This is a genomic window from Cohnella sp. WQ 127256 (assembly GCF_024519285.1).
Lineage (GTDB): Bacteria > Bacillota > Bacilli > Paenibacillales > Paenibacillaceae > Cohnella.
On the sequence record NZ_JAMZCY010000008.1, the window covers coordinates 52,172 to 70,256 of the forward strand.

Below are 18,085 nucleotides of genomic sequence, written 5' to 3' on the forward strand. Positions count from 1 at the left end.
TCATCATATTTTTAACTGTTTCACTTCTTTTTAGATTGAGTCGATTTCAGTCGCGCAAAAACCTCCTTCACCTGAAAACAATCAGGATGAGGAGGTTGGATTCTGTGATAATCATATATGATGTTTACGAAAGTCTCCGGGTGTTACCCCCGTATGCTTCTTGAACGTTCTATTGAAATGACTAATATGATTGTAGCCCACACGAGCAGCGATCTCGGTCACGTTAAGATCCGTTCCCCCAAGCAGTTCCATAGATGCCTGAATCCGAATCGAGGATAAGAGCTCGATATACGACTTACCTTTCACCAGCTTGAGCATATTGCTGAAATACGAGGGGGCCATCAATGCTCTTGCAGCCATATCCTCTAAGTGAAGATCCTCATTGTACTGATTCTCCATATAGGTGATAGCTTCATAGAAGGCTTCCCGGTGTAGCGTCACCTTCTGGCGCTCATGCTGACTTTGCGTTTGGGAATCGCGTGAATATTGCCTACCGGTAATGACGAGAAGCTTCAACAGCTCAGCTTTAATCGCCAGCTTGTAGCCCTCCTCCTGTTCCTTCCATTCGGTGAGAATGACGTTCAGTAAGCTTTCGACCACGGACTGTATAGGTGGAGGAAGAGCCATTTTTGGCATGAGATCAGCTTCAGAAATAAGGGGTCTTAAATAGGCGAAATCAACAAATGTCTTCATTTGTGCAAGATCACGAAAGCTTTCATTCACTGCATGGGGCATAAAATCAACCTGAATCATAATGAAATCCATCGATTTACGGGGTCCCAACTGATGCTCTTGAAAGGGCGGGATTGAGAAAAGATCACCCTTCGTTAAAACATATTGCTGCCCCGCCGCCCAATGTAGACAGCTACCTGACATCATGTAGCACAACTGCAGATGCTCGTGAGCATGTAGAGACCGATTCATCGTAAGCGGCGTACGAACCTCGATTTTAAAAGGAAACTCGTCGTCGGGTAACTCTTTATAAGTATAAATCGGAAAATTAGACATCATGTCCTCCACTATATTCATACATACATCATAGTCTAATGCTCATGCTACATGGAATCGCGGAAATGTGCAAAAAAAACGCGGAAATGGGAAAGCGGCTTCAGAAATGCGATGCAATAATAATAGATAAGAAAAATAAGTTACCTACATTGAACCGGGAGGTAAGTGGCATGAAGCGACTAGCATTTAGCACGCTACCCTGCGAAGGCTGGTCTTTGGACGAGATGATTGCTATTGCAAAGGAATGCGGCTTTAGCGGAATAGAGCTGAGGGAAGGGGATACTTGGGGCATATCCACTAGGCTGACTGCAGAAGAGCGAAAAGCGGCCATTTGGAAATTTAAGGAAGCGGGCGTTCCGATTACCAACATTGGCTCTAGTGTGTGTTTTACAGGTAAAGAGGGGGATGTTGAGCAATTTGATAACCTTCAAAAGGTTGTCTTGCTTGCTCACGATTTGAAGGCTATCGGAGTACGGATTTTTCTGGGTTACTTCAATTCGCGAAGAGACAATCGAGTACCGGCTATTCCCTACGCTGAAATCGTGACCCGGATTCAACAGTCTTGCGATTATGCGGTGGAATATGGGGTGCAAATATGGATTGAAACACATAATGAATTTGCAACCGGTCGATCGCTGCGCAAGTTGATCGATGACGTGGACAGACACAATTGCGCGGTTATTTATGATATTATCCATCCGTTGGAAGAGGATGAGACGCCTGCAGAGACGATCGCATTACTCGGGTCTCAGTGCGTTCATGTACATGTCAAAGATGGCGTCCCTTTTGATGATCCGCTGGAATTGAGTTGGAAGTACACCAAGATCGGGGAGGGACGGGTGCCAATTGCCTCAATTGTCGAGTGCCTAGAGCAAGCAGGTTATTCCGGAAGCTATTCTTTAGAGTGGGAAACCAAATGGCGGAAGGAGCTGCAAGTTCCTGGCATGGAGCCGAACGTTATTTTTCCTCTTTATGTTGAATTGATGCATAAACTCTTGCAAACTATGAATTGAGGAATCCATTGTGAAAACTCTAATTACAATCGCTAACGCTGAACTACGTGATTTATTTTGGCAGGAGGCTACTAGGAACAAGCTTGCCAGCTTTTCCGAAATTGATTTTATTCCCTTGAATGAGGCATTCACTAGCGATGAACTATGTGAACGAATCGACGCTTATGATGCCTGCATCACTACATGGGGTTCACCTAAATTTACCTCTGAGGTGCTCGCGCGCGCGGAGAGATTGAAGTTTATCGGTCATGGAGCTGGCAGTGTAGCTTCAATTGTCAATGAGGATGTGTTTGATACTTCGATTACCGTTACATCGGCAAATAAAGTGCTCGCGCTCTCGACTGCTGAGTGTGCGTTCTCACTGATATTCGCTGGAGCGTGGGATTTCGCAGGATATAGTAGTCGGATTAAACAGGGGCAATGGAGTAACAACAGTCGCGATACAGTTCTTGGTGTAACGCGTAGAGTCATCGGTCTGGTCGGCTTCGGTGAAATCTCCAAGCATGTCATTCGGATGCTACAACCGTTTAACGTCAAGATTTTGCTGCAGTCTAGCTACTGTTCGCCTGAGGAAGCGGATACATTAGGCGTGGAGGTGTGCGAGCTAAATGAGCTATTCGAGCGCAGTGACATCGTCTCGTTGCACAATACGTGGACGCCGCGTACGCAAGGGATGATCGGCGCAGAACAGCTAAGGCGACTGCGCGACGGAGCGCTTTTCGTGAATACGGCGCGCGGACCTATCGTGAAGGAGCAAGCGTTGGTGAATGAGCTCCGCAAGGGACGTATTTTTGCTGCACTTGACGTTTATGACCAAGAACCGCTGCCTGCGGATCATAAGCTACTGGCGATGCCGAATGTATTATGTTTACCGCACATTGGCGGGTTTCACGGGCTATTAAAGCGAGAGCTCTGCGATTTCATTGTAGATGAGCTGCATCGCTATGTGAAAGGTGAAGATGTGCTTGGCAGAGTTACATTGGATCAATATCGCAGATTGACGCCGTGGTAAAGCTACGACGTTAGGAGTCGCATTTGGTAAAACCAGAGCAAGCTCTTGTTGTCACGCAAATACTAGAAGCGATTTATGAGTCTTCGAAGACGGGTAAAGCGATTTATTTCGAGTAGTCTCATCACACTTATGGGAAGAAGTGTCGCACTTATGAAAGAATTGTTGAGTTTTATATTGGAAAAAACGCGAAAGAATGCTCTCGCATTCGGGGACAGGCTGCCGAGCGCGACGGTGAACGGTAAATATCGCTTTACGGATGACGGATCATGGGTTGGTAGCTTCTGGAATGGACTTCTCTGGACATGTTATGAAACGACCGGCGATAAGTTCTACTCGTCTGCGGCGCAGTCGTCCCAGTACCGTCTCATACGACGATTGCACGATAATCCCAATACGCTAGACCACGATATTGGATTTCTATACTCGTTAGCATTCGTTATGGACTACAATTCAACGGGCAATCCGCTCGCTCGTCGGATTGCGCTTGAGGCTGCCGATCTTCTTTGCAGCCGATACAACGAAAGGGGACGGTACATTCAGGCATGGAATGTCTGGGAACCGGGCGAAGCTTTCAGCGAAATGAACAAGGGGAGAGTTATTGTAGACTGCATGTACAATCTGCCGCTCCTCTTCTGGGCGACCGAAGAGACGGGTGACAGCCGTTATCGCGATATCGCCGCTAATCATGCCTCGACTTGTTCAAGCACGATCGTAAGATCTGATCATACCATCTACCACACCTATTTGTTCGATCACGTGACCGGGATGCCTTTGCGTGGGCAGACCCACCAAGGTTATCACGATGAATCCTGCTGGAGCCGGGGACAAGCTTGGGCGCTTGGAGGATATGCGTATGCCTACCGATATACAGGTGACCGGTCATTTCTGGAACTGTCGAAGAAGCTGGCGAAGGTGTTTCTTGCCAATCTCGAAGAGGACGGTATTCCGATGTGGGACTTTTCGCTGGCCGATAAAAAGGGCGAACCGCGCGACAGCTCGGCTGCCGCCATCGCCGCATCGGGACTGCTGGAAATTGCTTCACATGAAGAAGGGACAGTACGCGAGTATTACAGGTCTGCAGCAGAGCGTCTGCTGATGTGCCTGTACGATCGATATTCCACCGTTCGGTTGCCGAATGAGGAAGGATTGCTGCTCCATGCCTGCGGCAATCGACCTACGGGAGAGGATGAGGATTGCTCGTTAATATACGGAGACTATTATTTTGCGGAGGCGGTAACCAGGCTATATTCAGTAACAGAATCTGGTGAGAGGGAGATTGTGTAAATGAATCTGGTTGATATTGATCATATGGAAGAAGAAGATTGGGAATTTTGGACGCCTCGTACAGAGGTTTCCCCAAGTTTCAATAGAGTAGAGTTAGATACGGGGAAGGGACTTCAAATAAAAGGCGCAGGGCATGAAGGGAGCTATGGTAGTTGGCATAGTAAGCTTATTAAAGTCGAAGAAAAACGTAAATACGAATTAAGCACAGAATATGAAATTAGGGACGTAGCTAATGAACAAGTAAGCATTTATGCGGTTGCAACATGGTTTGATGAGAAGGGAATCTTGCTTCAGCGAGACTATATCGATCAGCTTCATTTTCTTCATGATGGATGGCGTAGGCTTTGTAGAGAAATTGATTCACCTAGGCAGGCAGCGCTGTTGAGGCTTGAGCTTTCCTTCCGCTGGAGTGCTACTGGAACTGTGACCTGGCGAAATACATCGATAGAGGTATGCGGTAAGCCGGGTGAAAGAAATGTTCGCGTTGCAACCACTTATATAAAACCGACTAATGATTTGGATACTAACTTAGAATTAATGTTGGAGGTGTTGGACAAATCAGGAAGTCATCATCCAGATATCATCTGTTTGACTGAAACTTTCTATGAAGGCTCTGTTGAGTTGCCTCTTACAGATAAATGTCAGTCTATACCTGGTCTGCTAACGAATGAAATTGGGAAAAAAGCAGTAGCATATAATTGTTATGTTCTCTTTACTATGTATGAACGAGAGAAGGAGCACATTTATAATACAGCAGTCTTGATTGGACGAGATGGTGGCATTGTAGGAAAATATCGTAAAATGCATCTACCCTTATATGAAGCGGAGTCCGGAGTAATGCCAGGATCTGGCCATGGGATATTTGATACGGATTTTGGGCGTATTGGAGTCTTAATTTGTTATGATCAAGAGTTCCCTGAATCTTCTAGGATTCTCGCGTTATTAGGAGCAGAAGTCATATTTATTCCGACTATCGGCGAGGAAATGCTCCAAACTAGAGCACGAGCGAGGGATAATGGATTGCATGTTGTTGTTTCAGGCTGTGATGGTCCCGTATCCAGTCGAATCATTGATCCGATGGGCGACATAGTTGGTCATGTCATTGACGAAGAAACAGGCGTGTACTCCGCGGATATCAGATTGGATGAGCAAAGGTATACCTTTTGGCTTTCTGTTGGAGCAGGCAAAGGAGAATCGAGAAGCCTATTCAAGAAGGAACGCAGAACGGATGAGTATAGTGCATTATTATTAACGAATTTATAAACTCTAGGCAAGCTTCGATTCTGACTTTATCTGAGAAGAACCAACAATCTGTGCCATAAAATGCACGATTGTTGGATTTTTTTAGCTTTTTTGCGAAATACCAACTTTAGTTGGGTACTATTTTCATAGGAAGGTGTTATATTAGTTAAATAATTAACATTATCTGGGGGAATTTACGTGAAACGAAAGACGATTATTATACAAACAGGAACTCTACTCCTAGGAATCATAGGGGGAGTGGCTATTATGCAGAATGATGATGCCTACTCCTCCGTTCAGTCCGCTCTGGGGCAAGGGACCCGTAACACAGTTGGAGTTAATGGACAAAATCTTCAATCAATGGATATAGAAACCGCACTAATGATGGTCCAGAGCGAAAGAACAAAGTTGCTCGACGCCCAGTTGAAAAGTCAAATAGAGTCCGTTCAGAACCGTAATACCGTCATAATGGACTTAAATGCTACGTTAAGTAAGATGCAACAATTACTGGCCATGTTCCCAAGTCAAGCTGCCTCAAGTACCAAGCTTCCAGGTTCGGCAAATGGAGTAGCTAATGAAATAAAACTATTATTGGAAAAGTCGAAAGTAACCTTAGTATATAGCACGAAAGGCGAAGTAGAGGATGCGATGCAGAAACTGAAGTCGATGATAGACGCCCAATCCAATTCACAACAGATGGACATGCTACGCCTTCAATCGATGAGTAACAAACGTAATGAAGCCTTTGACGTTATGACTAACTTTATTAAAAAAATGCAAGAATCTCGAAGCAGTATTATAGGTAATATGCGATAATAGTTTCAGTAACTATAACCCATCCTCAAGATGGGTTATTTTTAATAGGTGAATAATATCAGACTTAAAAATATTAAGATTAATGGAGACGAAATAGAGTGACGAGGACAATAGTAGAATACCTTCACTCACAGCCACTATTACATGGAGTGCCAACGGGTGAACTCGAAGCTGTAGCTCATTTAATGGAATCTGTTAGATTCCAACCGGGTGAGATTATTATGAAGGAAGGTTCTGTCGGACAGGACTGTTTCTTCATCGTGGAAGGGACAGTCCAAGTCTATACGCGTAACCTGATTGGTAGAACCGTTCTGCTCGCAGAGCTTGGGCCTGGCAGCATCATTGGCGAAATTGCTTTGCTCATGAATGAGCGGAGAAACGCAAACATACGCGTATCCACTGAAGTTGCAGCTATTCGTCTGACGCGTGATGTGTACGAGGTGTTAGCTAAGGCTAGCCCGTTGTTTCATGAGAGCCTGAAGGTATCTGCCGAAATTCGCTATGTCCATGCTTTATTGCGTAAAGCTTCTATTTGGTCATCAATTCCGGATTCCGAGCTACGCGGATTGGCCGAAATTACAATTCGCAGACAGGTCAAATGTGGGGATGTCGTTATTCGCGAGGGAGAGAATGCGGAACAATTATATATGATCACCTCTGGACGTTTCGAGATCCGTTCAAAGGGGAAGCGCAAAGCATGGCTTGGACCGGGGGATTGTATCGGCGAGATCTCCTTGCTAGGGAATATCAAACCGACGAATAGCGTAATCGCGTTGGAAGATAGTGAGGTTCTACTTATTCAGAAGGCGGAGTTTACATACGTCTTGCTGCAATATCCCCCTGTATTGAAGCAATTTAATGAGCTATTTCGGATTCGCAGACCGGACCTTTCACTAAGTGAACCCTTCGCATCCGCGATCGCTAGTGCAGATAGCCCAGCACAAACATCACAAACATCACAAACATCACAAACATCACAAACATCACAAGCAGATCAAGCAACACAAGCAGTTCAAGGTACTTCGAAGGGTTCTTCTCAAGACGACCTGTTCCAAGGACGCTGGGTAGAAGTCTTGCTGGGGCTCGGTTGCTTGTTCGTTGTGTGTTCTTTGCTAGCCATTTTTCTTAAACAACCCGTCTGGAACTATGCAGCTTTGCTAACAGGAGCTTTTGTAGGACCAGTTTCCTTCGTTGCATTTCTGCGGAATTCACAGCAGCTCGGCTTCCGTCCTTCCAGGCTGCTGCTCGTATTTGTTACTACAGCCATGGTTGCGATACCCGTAGCCTGGATTCTTGAAAGAACATGGCTCTTTCAGTCCGGTGGAGATGCTTCTTCGTTTGCTAGTATTCGAATTCCTTTGGCTGTTGCGGTCATTGAAGAGTTAGCGAAGCTCCTGATCTGTGCCTGGATACTATGGGCTAAGCGGTTGCGTTTTCTGATGGATGCTGTTGTCTTCGGAGCAGCGGCTGGAATGGGCTTCGCCGCAGTGGAAACTGTCATCTACGGTTGGGCGCAATTAACTGATCATTCGACAGGTAGTATGCTGGCTGTATTATGGGTTCGAGCGCTCTTATCCCCATTTGGTCATGGCACTTGGACTGCAATTGCTGCATCTGGGCTTTGGTTTGCTTGGCGAAGCTCTGGGAAGTTTAAGCCGCTGGCGCTCAGTCTACTGGTACTAGCCATCACGCTTCACACCATTTGGAACTTTCAAGTGACGGACGGGCTGTCGCATATGCTAATCATGCTTTCCGTTGGGGCGCTTGGCTTGTTACTGCTTTATTTGCTGATCCGTCGAGGTAGACGTGAGGAGCAACAGGCTCTAAGTCGCATCAATCCTGCTTTGGACGATCTATCCATAGCGATTCCATTGGAGGACTTCGATAAGAGTGAAGAGAAATCTACTCAAGCGATGCTCCTATGTGAAGCATGCGGAACTCAGTCGCCTCAGTATGCTCGTTATTGCGCACGTTGCGGTCAATCGCTTAGATTGAAGACGAAATGAGATCGTTAGAGATTTAAGCTGGGAGAATAGGAGATGAGCAGCATGCAGCTATTAAAAGGTCAGAAGGTTGATGTTACTAAGGGGAGAAGCTTAACCCACCTTAGCCTACAATTCGGATGGTCAACGGCTAAGAAAGATATGAGCATTGATGCTGCTGCTTTTCTATTATCGGATCAGAATTGCTGTGTGAGAGATGAGGATTTTGTGTTCTATGGTAATCCTCTTGGGAGTCAAGGAGCTGTTGCGCACTCGGTAGTCCATTCGGTAGAGGGTGACAGGGAAGCTATTCATATTTCCTTTTCCAAGCTTCCAGAGAGTGTTTATAAAATCGCATTTACTGTAACCATTCATGAAGGTGAGATACGTGGCCAATATATGGAGGATGTGTCTCACTTATATTTGCGACTTGTGAATGCCGACAGTGGCGAAGAGCTATTTCGATATGAATATGGAGCAGATTTGTCGAAGGAAACAGCAATTGTAGTCGGTGAACTATACAGGCACAACGGGGAGTGGAAGTTCAATGCCATTGGTAGTGGCTTTTATGGTGGACTCGCGGCACTGTGTGCCAATTATGGACTACAGGTCGATGAAGAAGAGGCGAATACGGAAATAGCTGTAACAGCGGAGAAGACGACTTTACCAACCATCGAATTACGTAAGAAGCTTGTACAGTTCACTTTGGAAAAGAAAAAAATATCCAAAATAGTCGCAAGAGTGGGTATTGTGCTAGACATCTCCGGATCCATGCAAGCCTTGTATAAGAACGGAACTGTTCAAGAGGTTGTAGAGCGAATTCTTGCTGTTGCTTGTCAATTCGATGATAATGCTGCCCTGGATGTATGGGTTTACGATAACGAGTTTAGTAGATTGCCTATCGTTACGGAGAAGGATTTCGGTAATTATGTGGTAGATCAAATCATGAACAATCATGCAATACATAAGTTCGGGCGCAATAACGAACCACAGGTCATGGAGGATGTTATTCGCAAGTATACAGGTGAAGAGGATGACCCAACTCCTGTCTTTATTATTTTTATTAATGATGGTGGTGTGTTGAAGTCAACTAAGAAAATCATCACGGAAGCTGCAATTCTGCCGATCTTCTGGCAATTCGTAGGCATTGGACAGTCAGATTTCGAGGTGCTGAAGCGGTTGGACGAGATGGAAGGCCGAATCGTAGATAATGCCAATTTTATTCATATCGACGATATTAGTAAGGTTTCTGATGAATGGCTGTATGATCAGCTGTTGAATGAGTTTCCGCTATGGATTAAAGAAGCCACGGTTAAGCGCATTATTCGGAAGTAAAATGAGCGTGAGAAATGAGGGGGCTGTCCCATAAGGGATATTCCAAATCTGCCTCCAAAACGTGAATCCGAAATCAAAGGCGATCCACTCATGTTGACTACTGACATGAATGGATCGCCTTTTTATTATCTGACAAACAATACTATGGTCAGGCGAGTCATCAATAAAGTTTATTTCAATGCGCCTTCCGTTAAACCGGCAACGATGTATCGATGAAAGAAAATGTACAACACGATTATCGGGATCGTAATGATAGCAAGAGCTGAGAATAGTAGCTTGTAGTCGGTCATATATCGGCTAGAGAACGCTAGCAGTCCGACGGGAATCGTCTTCAAATCATCATTCTGGATATAGAGCATAGCGAGCAGCAATTCATTCCAGGTATTGAGGGAAGAGAAAATTCCAACGGTTGCCATACTTGGGATGAGCAATGGAAGGATGATTTTCGAGAATAATACAGGATCACTGCAGCCGTCTATCTTAGCCGCCTCCATGAGCTCTTTAGGTACTGAATCGAGATACGCTTTCAGCAAAAAGATTGCAAGAGGTAGACCGATTCCGATATAAGGAAGGATTAACCCCATATAGCTGTCTTTGAGGTTAAGCTTTTCGAAAATATAGCTTTGTGCAATAAAAAAAGATTGCAACGGCATAAACAAACCGAACACGAACATGAGCATGAGTGCATTGCTGCCTCTGAATTTCAGTTTACTGAAAGCGAAGGCTGCCAGACTAGCGAAGAGTAATATGCCTACAATAGTAACAGATGTGACGATGACGCTATTTTTAGCATAGGTGCTCATGTTGCCTACATTCCACGCATCTACCCAGTTTTGCAAATCGATTGTTTTTGGTAAGGCGAACGGTGTTGTAAAGATCTCCCGATTCGTTCGGAAGGAGGATAGGATCAACCAGATCATAGGGTAGAAAAATATGCAGGACAGGAAAACCATAATGACATAATACAGGATTTTTGAAGGCAATTGCTTCCCTGTTTGTACACGATCGTTGTTGCTATCCTTTATGGTCCAAGCTGCAGTCGCCATAGACAGCACCTCTTTCTTTCGAATGCGATAATGACTTGCCTCAAGCGTTAATAATTAGTATTCCAACGTGTTGTCTTTACGCTGAAGCTTTCCTGCCAACAAGCCGATAATGGCAATGACTAACGTCATAATGACAGCTAATGCAGAACCGTAGCCGATGCTCATATTATTGAAAACGACTTTAACAAGATAAGTGGTTACGATTTCTGTGGAGTTATACGGCCCCCCATTCGTCATGACATAGAACAGATCGAACGCTTGAAACCCAGTCAAGACACATAACATAATCCCGGTATCGACTAAGCTTCGGATCATTGGAAATTTAATTTTGGTGAAGATGGTCCATTCACTAGCTCCATCCAAATAAGCGGATTCGTATACATCCTTCGGAATACGTTGAATACCGGAATAGAATATTGTCATGTAGAAGCCAGCGTAAACCCAGCCTGATACTAGACAAATGGCTATTAGTGCAGTGTCCGGGTTTCCTAGCCAAACGCGTGTCCAGCTTTCCAGACCAATGCCTGTCAGAACTGAATTGAGCATACCGAAGTCGGAGTTATATACAAATTTCCATAAGTAGGAAACGACAATCATCGGGAGCATGACTGGAGTGAAGAAAGCAATACGGAACAAGCTGCTTCCCTTGCGCCCCATTGTAATTAATCCGGCAAGACAAAGTCCGACGAGCACCTCTAGAAAGACGGTTGCAATAATGTAAATGAGAATGTGCCAATAAGAATTCCAATAGACGTGATCGTGAAAAGCTCTTGCATAGTTATCAAACCCAATGAAGGTCATTGCGCCGAAACCATTCCAGTCATAGAAGCTAAATGCAAAGGTCATGACAATGGGAATGAGAATCGTAAAGGCGAACAAGAGGACGGCGGGAGCAACGAATAGATAGGCTGATTTTGATTTATGGGACATCTTCCCACCTCCATCGTACATGTCATAATGAAGACCGGCGATAACCGATTCATGCGCCGGTCTTTAGTATGGAAAACTGCTATTTTTTAAGTGGTGCAATTGAATTATCTAGCTCTGCTAATGCTGCTCCCGGTGTTCTCGCTCCACTCAACACTTGAGAGGTAGCTAGGTATAACGCATTTGCAATTTCGATGTTATAGCCCATATCTGGAGGAGAAACAACACCTGATGCCCCTTGTAACAAGTCGTTCATGCTGGATGAGAGAGGGTTCATGGCTGCTTTGTCAATACCATCCTTGGTGATGGGAACTGCGCCTGCCTCAGAAAGCTTCTTGGACGATTCAGCAGAACTGTAGAGCTTCATGAAATCAATGGCTTCATCGATCAACTTGGAGTTTTTGTTGACGACCATTCCTGTAAGAACGCCAATTACACTGTCTTGATTACCCTTACCATCAGGCATGGCCGGAGTGTTAAAGTAGCCCATTTCAAATTCAGGCGCTTCTTCTTCTGCAGTTGGAACGAGCCAGCTACCAATCGGATGCATAGCTGCTTTGCCATTGAAGAACAACATATCCGCTTCATTATCAGCAATTGCGTTGATGCTATCATTGATATAACCGCTGTCCCATAATGTCTTCACATAGTTGTATGCGTTAACAAAATCCGGAGAATTGAATGGCTGTTTCATTTGCATAGCGTCATCGAATGCTTGTTCGCCGACAACGCGTGTAATCAGATGACCAATCCAGTTCCCGGCAGGCCACATTTCTTTATTACCAACGACAATCGGGGTAATATTAGCAGCTTTAACTTTCTCACTAACATCAAGGAACTGTTCCCATGTTGTTGGGGGCTCTAGACCGAGAGTATTGAAAATTTGTTTATTATAGTAGATAACGTTCGTGACATCACCCGCAGTGGGGATCATATAAGTCTTGCCATCGAATTTCATACCGTTAAAACTGCCCTCTTCGAATTGGTCACCTAGACCGGAGGTTTTCAATTTCTCAGAAATGTCAGCAGCATAGCCGTCCTGAATTCGGTTGTTTAAGCGAACTCCAGCCCATTCAAAATAGAGATCGGGTGCATTTTTACCGCTGAGAAGATTAGGGAGTCCTATGTATTTATAAGTGTCATCTTTTTGATAGGTGAATTCGACTTTGATGTCTTTATGCTGACTTTCAAATTGTTTAGCAATATCCTCCCATACCTTGATTAAACCCTCACCTGGAGAACCCATGGCAATACGTAATGTCGTTTGCTCGCTCTTGCTGGAACCTGAACACCCGGCAAGCCCTGTAGCCAATACAACAGCCATACTTCCCATAATCCACTTTGTTTTCAACTTAATCGCTCCTTTATCTTTGATGCTTTTTATTTGTTGAAGCTGTATTCCTCGGTAGTTGCGCAATTGTCACCTATTTGGATGACAATTGTTTATTTGTAGTAACAATATAGCTTGATTGTATTAATGATACCTACCTGTTGTCAATGAATTTATTAAAAAAGAAATAATTATTTAACGGATATTGTAAAGTTTCTGTGCAAATATATATACGAAAACCCATATTCTCCTAATAAAAGCGGGATAATAGGTATTGCTATTTTCGTTGTATACAATGAATGAATTTGCAGATTTCGAAGATCAAAGGGTCATATTTTTCTGGAATTGTTACTATCAAATATAGTTATTGACAATTTGTCATTATTAAAAATACAATGATATTGAAATGTTACTACAACTTTGCGTAATATGCAGAGGGTGAAGGATGAGTGGGGTATTACATTTTTGCACTGCAATCGCTTACACTCGCACCTCTCATTTATGCGGAAAGTGGCATGATCAACAAAGGAGGATGACACATGAATTTCAAGTGGAAGCAGGGATTAGCAGCTATTGCCATAACGTCTGCATTGTCATTTGCGTTTGCATCTGTATCCGGCGCTGCGGAAATTAAGGAAAAGATTCCTAGCTGGGCTTCATCGGAAATTGCGGAATGGAAAGACTTGGGGTTATTGAAAGGGGATCAGCAAGGAAATATCTTGCCTGATAACAGTGTCAAAAAGGCCGAATTCCTCGCGTTTGTCAATCGGGTGTTTAACTATTCAGAGCAAAGCGGTACTAGCTTCAAGGATGTCCCTCAGACCGCATGGTATGCGACTGAAATCAGTAAAGCCTTTGCTGCGGGTGCTATTATCGGAGGTAGCGACGGAGAGATGAGTCCGTTGAAGATTGTAACGAGAGAAGAGGCCGCTGTCATTTTGAGTAGGGTGTTCCAAGTTCCGACTGCGAGCAGCAATACTTCCCTCTTTAAAGATGATTCAGAAATTGCAAGCTGGTCGAAAGATGCTGTCTACGCATTAAAAGCTAGCGGATATATTGCGGGCACACCTGATGGTTCCTTCCAGCCGAAAAAAGCGCTAACGCGTGCTGAAGCGGTAAAGATGATTAATAATGCAATGGGTATTCTTCTTGCCGATGGAAAAGATCATGCTAATCTGTCTGGTCAAAACCTAGTTGTAAATGCAGCCGGCGGTAAACTATCGAACATTAACTTGACTGGGAATTTATATATTACGCCGGGAGTCGGCGAAGGTGATCTGACGATTGAGGACTCAAAAGTTGGTGGAGCCATCTACGTCAATGGCGGTGGAGTGAACAGTATTACGTTAATTAACACACAGGCAGCGGGAGTTGTGGTCAATAAGAAATCATCGCCCGTTCGAATCGTATTTATTGGAACGAATCAAGTGCCTGAGGTAATTTTGGAATCAAGCGCGATATTGGTTAATCAAATGCCGACTGAAATCAATAACGTTATCATTGATTCTGAACTTATCGGAGAATTCGTGTTTAACGGGAAGTACGGAACAATTACCGTTTCTAAAACGGCAAGTGGCAGTACGATTACAATCGCGCCACAAGCATCCGTCATGACTTTAATAGCGAATAGCGGCGTTAATGTGCATGGGGCAGAAGCTATTCTAAGAGCGATTATTAATGCGATGGGCGTTGATCTGGATAAAGCGCCAAAGGCAGTAGATCAGAAAGCTGATGAAGTCATTATCAACGGTAAAGCGGTTAAAAAAGGTAAAGAAGATGGAGCCGCAGGGAATTCAGGTGGTGGAACGACCACGACGCCTCCGACGAAGCCAGTTGATCCAACGAAGCCGGTTGATCCAGTTGATCCAACGAAGCCGGTTGATCCAGTTGATCCAACGAAGCCGGTTGATCCAGTTGATCCAACGAAGCCAGTTGATCCAGTTGATCCAACGAAGCCAGTTGATCCGAAAAAGCTGTACACGTATGAGGAAGCTTCGTCATTATTGTCATCGAGCGGAGCAGAAGGGTTAGTTAAGCAATACATTGCTTTCCTTTTGGATTCGACTTATAAACCGTCAATTGCTAATCCAGCCATTACGATGCCGAATTTAACGAATGCGATCACTTTCGTTAATGCGGAGTATGCGGTGAAGCCTTCAATCTTTGCTTCATTAAGAGGTATAAATACGTCTGTATTGAATGAGGCTCGTACGCAATTGTGGATCGGTACCGATAACGGTGTGACGAAGATCAATCTGATTGACAATACGATGACAGCCTACACATTGGAAAGCAAGGATTTGCTAGATAATCGTGTGCTGCTATTGATTGCTGATGGAAGCAAAGGTGTATTTGCAATAACCGAAACAGGCGTAGCGCATATTTACGAATAAGGAAAGGGGATCTATCAATGTCCATCATGATAAAAAACAAGAAGTTCATTACTTGTGCACTCGCTTCAACAGTATTGTTCGCATCGCCCGCTCTTCCGACCTATGCGGCGAAGTCGCCCTCCGCGAGCTACTCTTCTGTTCAACTTGAAGCTGTTCAGATGAAGGAAGTCACCTATTATAAAGCGGGTTCAGTCTCCATTCCAAATACAATTGTATGGGTAACGGACAAGGATGCGTTAACGTTCCTTCCAATGAATACAATTGGTGACGTCACAAGTGTTGTGAAAGACGCAGAAGGGGTTTATTGGATTGGTACGTTGAATGGTCTTCAACGTATTAATTTCAGTGAGAAGGATCCGAAGGATATTGTGCAATATATGGCAGGACCGCGTTATCTGTATGGGGGTGACGATGCAGTTACCGGACTTGCAAGCGATGGAGCAGGTGGTATTTGGGTAAAAACAAACAGTGGAGTGACGCATATTGCGATGCCAAATCGGACGCTGTATGAGAAGTCCTTTACGTATGAAAAGCTAATTAGTCCTGTTCATGATCGTCGGGGAATGGTGACGGGAACTGATTTTACCTTCACGGAGTTGAATGGTGCTAGTGGAGCTATTGATTACAACTCGCCAACAGGAATCTTTTCCGCAACACCAAAGACGGATGACAACGACGGTTTATGGACATCTATGTATGCATTAGGTGAAATCTTTAGATATAAAACGTTACAGGAACAATATGGTCCTACTCCCTCGGCACCGCAGCAGAATGAAATTGCAAGTGCTAAGGCAGCGGCATTGAGAGCTTCGAAGGCAGTACTGTTTCTGGAATATGTGTCTGGACGAGGCAATGGATTTCCGGCGCGTTCCTACATGCTGACTAGTGAAGCGCATGCAGCTACGATTAGCAATACCGTGTATGGTTATCAGAGCCAAAACGGGTTCTGGTTCCAGCATTTCGTAAGCGACGATGCAGTAAATCCTAATGGTATTATCCCAAGCATGAAACGTACAGACGGTGTACAGCCGATCGGTTATGCGATGGTAAGAGTTACGAAGGATGCGGCCTCTAAGAAGGGGGATATGCTCTTTCCGAACGGTGGCACGGACGTAATGAATTACAATGGTTTTGGCCTTAGTCAGGATGCGATTGATGAACTCAACTTGACCAGACCTAATGGACAGAAGCTCGGTACAGATATTAAGACAAAGATCGGAACGGTGAACGGTTCTCCGGTGTACCAGGTGCTTCCGGTTATAACGGCGGCGACTAATAACGCTGATGCCAAGGAAGATAAGACGACTAATGCAACTAACAAGCCACTGTTCCAATTGACAGTGCCCGTTTATGAGCAAATTCCAAGCTTCTTCAATGATTTGTTCCCTTCTTCAGTCATTGTGAACGGAAAGATTGATATGAATCAGATTGTTTATAAAGCAGACACGTCTTCAGATGAAGTTATTGGACATTATGCACTCTTATATGCGGCATACCAATACTTGATTGGTGACACAACAGATCCTGAGCTTCTTCAGCTTAAAGGTTATGTTGAAGAATCCACACAACGGATGACGGAATTGATATTGAAAGACGATCACTACTACATTGAAGATGCAACAGGTAAGTCGACACAATGGTCTAGATGGTTCTCGAAATATTTCAACGACAGCTTATCGGTTATGGAACAACAAGTGCAATGGCAATCCAAAGTCGGTGTGAATGAAGACGGAGACGATGCTTTGTCTTATGGCTATGAGGACGCATCGCTTAATGCACTGGAAGTTATGGCTGTTCTGAAAACAGCTAATCTCGTTACGGCATCTCGTTTCCCTGCAGATGCTGCCAAATATCAAATGGCATATGAAATGGCGTTTGATAGCGATTACAGCAAGGCGGATACGTATGTGAACGGTAAGGGCTATATCAATATGGCTAAGGAATATATTGAACGCAGATTGATTCGTCAAGCGACGAATGCGTATAACAACAATGACAATGAAGTTGTGACAAGAGACAATGTTTCTTATGGCAACTCTTCACCGGAAAACTCGAATGCCAATGCGACGATTCACAAAGACTGGACGCAGTACATCAACTATTCAGACGAAAGTCTGGGATGGTTCGCATCGTTTGTTCTGATCACGTCGGAGAACGATCCGATTAGACACGATCAAATTGTTGAAGCGTACGATCAATTTTACGAGAACGAAGCGCGTGAAGAAAATCCTTTCTACACGTTCTTATATCAATTAGCTCATCCGAATAAGACAGATGTCGATTTACAGGCGGCAGTTCGTTATTTGTACCGTTTGCCGGAATATCAAATCTATTTTCCGATTCAGCACTATCGTCAAGATGTTTTGTATATCGAGCCTGGCGATCGAGATAAGCTAAGAATACAGACCAACTATGTTCTTGCAACCGATGAACGTCGTTCGATGAAGAACAACGGAAACCCGTTCTCTATCGATAATCAAGTAACAGGTGTAGATCCGAATTACAATTATAACAGAGGTACGATGGAAGTCGGATCGGTATTCACGTTACCGTATTGGATGGGGCGTTATTTCGAAATTATTAAGGAATAATAATGGCAGAGGGGCTTGATCTTCTCCTCCTGTCCGAATGAATGACAAAAAAGAAGATCGCCTGTTATGGCGATCTTCTTTTTTGATCTCTCTTTTGAATCGGAAA

General features: G+C 44.3%; 13 protein-coding genes and 1 pseudogene. 10 read left to right on the top strand and 4 right to left on the bottom strand.

What is annotated here, in order from left to right:
- Window positions 1-111 precede the first annotated feature (111 nt).
- On the bottom strand, window positions 112-1,011 hold the full coding sequence (locus M1K58_RS21930; protein ID WP_256761027.1) for a helix-turn-helix transcriptional regulator: 900 nt from the start codon (window positions 1,009-1,011) through the stop codon (window positions 112-114).
- A 167-nt stretch (window positions 1,012-1,178) separates the two neighbouring features.
- Between M1K58_RS21930 and M1K58_RS21935 the strand changes: the two genes are divergently transcribed.
- The 8 genes and pseudogenes from M1K58_RS21935 (at window position 1,179) to M1K58_RS21970 (ending at window position 9,692) form a co-directional block, all read left to right on the top strand.
- Window positions 1,179-2,021, top strand: a complete 843-nt coding sequence (locus M1K58_RS21935; protein ID WP_256761028.1) for a sugar phosphate isomerase/epimerase family protein — start codon at window positions 1,179-1,181, stop codon at window positions 2,019-2,021.
- 10 nt (window positions 2,022-2,031) lie between these two features.
- Window positions 2,032-3,033 (top strand): hydroxyacid dehydrogenase, encoded by a 1,002-nt coding sequence (locus M1K58_RS21940; RefSeq protein WP_256761029.1) that lies wholly within the window; start codon window positions 2,032-2,034, stop codon window positions 3,031-3,033.
- A gap of 150 nt (window positions 3,034-3,183) precedes the next feature.
- On the top strand, window positions 3,184-4,317 hold the full coding sequence (locus tag M1K58_RS21945; RefSeq protein WP_256761030.1) for a glycoside hydrolase family 88 protein: 1,134 nt from the start codon (window positions 3,184-3,186) through the stop codon (window positions 4,315-4,317).
- Window positions 4,318-5,580: a carbon-nitrogen hydrolase family protein gene (locus M1K58_RS21950; protein ID WP_256761031.1), complete on the top strand. Its 1,263-nt coding sequence runs from the start codon at window positions 4,318-4,320 to the stop codon at window positions 5,578-5,580.
- 177 nt (window positions 5,581-5,757) lie between these two features.
- Window positions 5,758-6,375, top strand: a complete 618-nt coding sequence (locus M1K58_RS21955; protein WP_256761032.1) for a hypothetical protein — start codon at window positions 5,758-5,760, stop codon at window positions 6,373-6,375.
- A 98-nt stretch (window positions 6,376-6,473) separates the two neighbouring features.
- On the top strand, window positions 6,474-8,381 hold the full coding sequence (locus tag M1K58_RS21960; protein WP_256761033.1) for a cyclic nucleotide-binding domain-containing protein: 1,908 nt from the start codon (window positions 6,474-6,476) through the stop codon (window positions 8,379-8,381).
- Between the two features lie 42 nt (window positions 8,382-8,423).
- A pseudogene (locus M1K58_RS21965) lies at window positions 8,424-8,945 on the top strand (TerD family protein); the annotation flags it as partial.
- A gap of 48 nt (window positions 8,946-8,993) precedes the next feature.
- Entirely contained in the window at window positions 8,994-9,692 is a 699-nt protein-coding gene (locus M1K58_RS21970; RefSeq protein ID WP_256761261.1) for a vWA domain-containing protein, read from the top strand.
- Window positions 9,693-9,862: 170 nt separating this feature from the next.
- Here the strand turns inward: M1K58_RS21970 and M1K58_RS21975 are convergent, their stop codons facing one another.
- The 3 genes from M1K58_RS21975 to M1K58_RS21985 form a co-directional block, all read right to left on the bottom strand.
- Complete coding sequence (locus tag M1K58_RS21975; RefSeq protein WP_256761034.1) at window positions 9,863-10,738, bottom strand: carbohydrate ABC transporter permease; 876 nt, start codon at window positions 10,736-10,738, stop codon at window positions 9,863-9,865.
- 54 nt (window positions 10,739-10,792) lie between these two features.
- Window positions 10,793-11,668: a carbohydrate ABC transporter permease gene (locus M1K58_RS21980; RefSeq protein WP_256761035.1), complete on the bottom strand. Its 876-nt coding sequence runs from the start codon at window positions 11,666-11,668 to the stop codon at window positions 10,793-10,795.
- A gap of 79 nt (window positions 11,669-11,747) precedes the next feature.
- Entirely contained in the window at window positions 11,748-13,016 is a 1,269-nt protein-coding gene (locus M1K58_RS21985; RefSeq protein WP_256761036.1) for an ABC transporter substrate-binding protein, read from the bottom strand.
- Window positions 13,017-13,534: 518 nt separating this feature from the next.
- Here M1K58_RS21985 and M1K58_RS21990 point away from each other — a divergent pair.
- Together M1K58_RS21990 and M1K58_RS21995 are read left to right on the top strand one after the other, a co-directional pair.
- The gene (locus tag M1K58_RS21990) at window positions 13,535-15,388 is read left to right on the top strand and encodes an S-layer homology domain-containing protein (protein ID WP_256761037.1); all 1,854 of its coding nucleotides are present in this window, start codon (window positions 13,535-13,537) and stop codon (window positions 15,386-15,388) included.
- Between the two features lie 17 nt (window positions 15,389-15,405).
- Window positions 15,406-17,979: a hypothetical protein gene (locus M1K58_RS21995; protein ID WP_256761038.1), complete on the top strand. Its 2,574-nt coding sequence runs from the start codon at window positions 15,406-15,408 to the stop codon at window positions 17,977-17,979.
- Window positions 17,980-18,085: the final 106 nt, after the last annotated feature.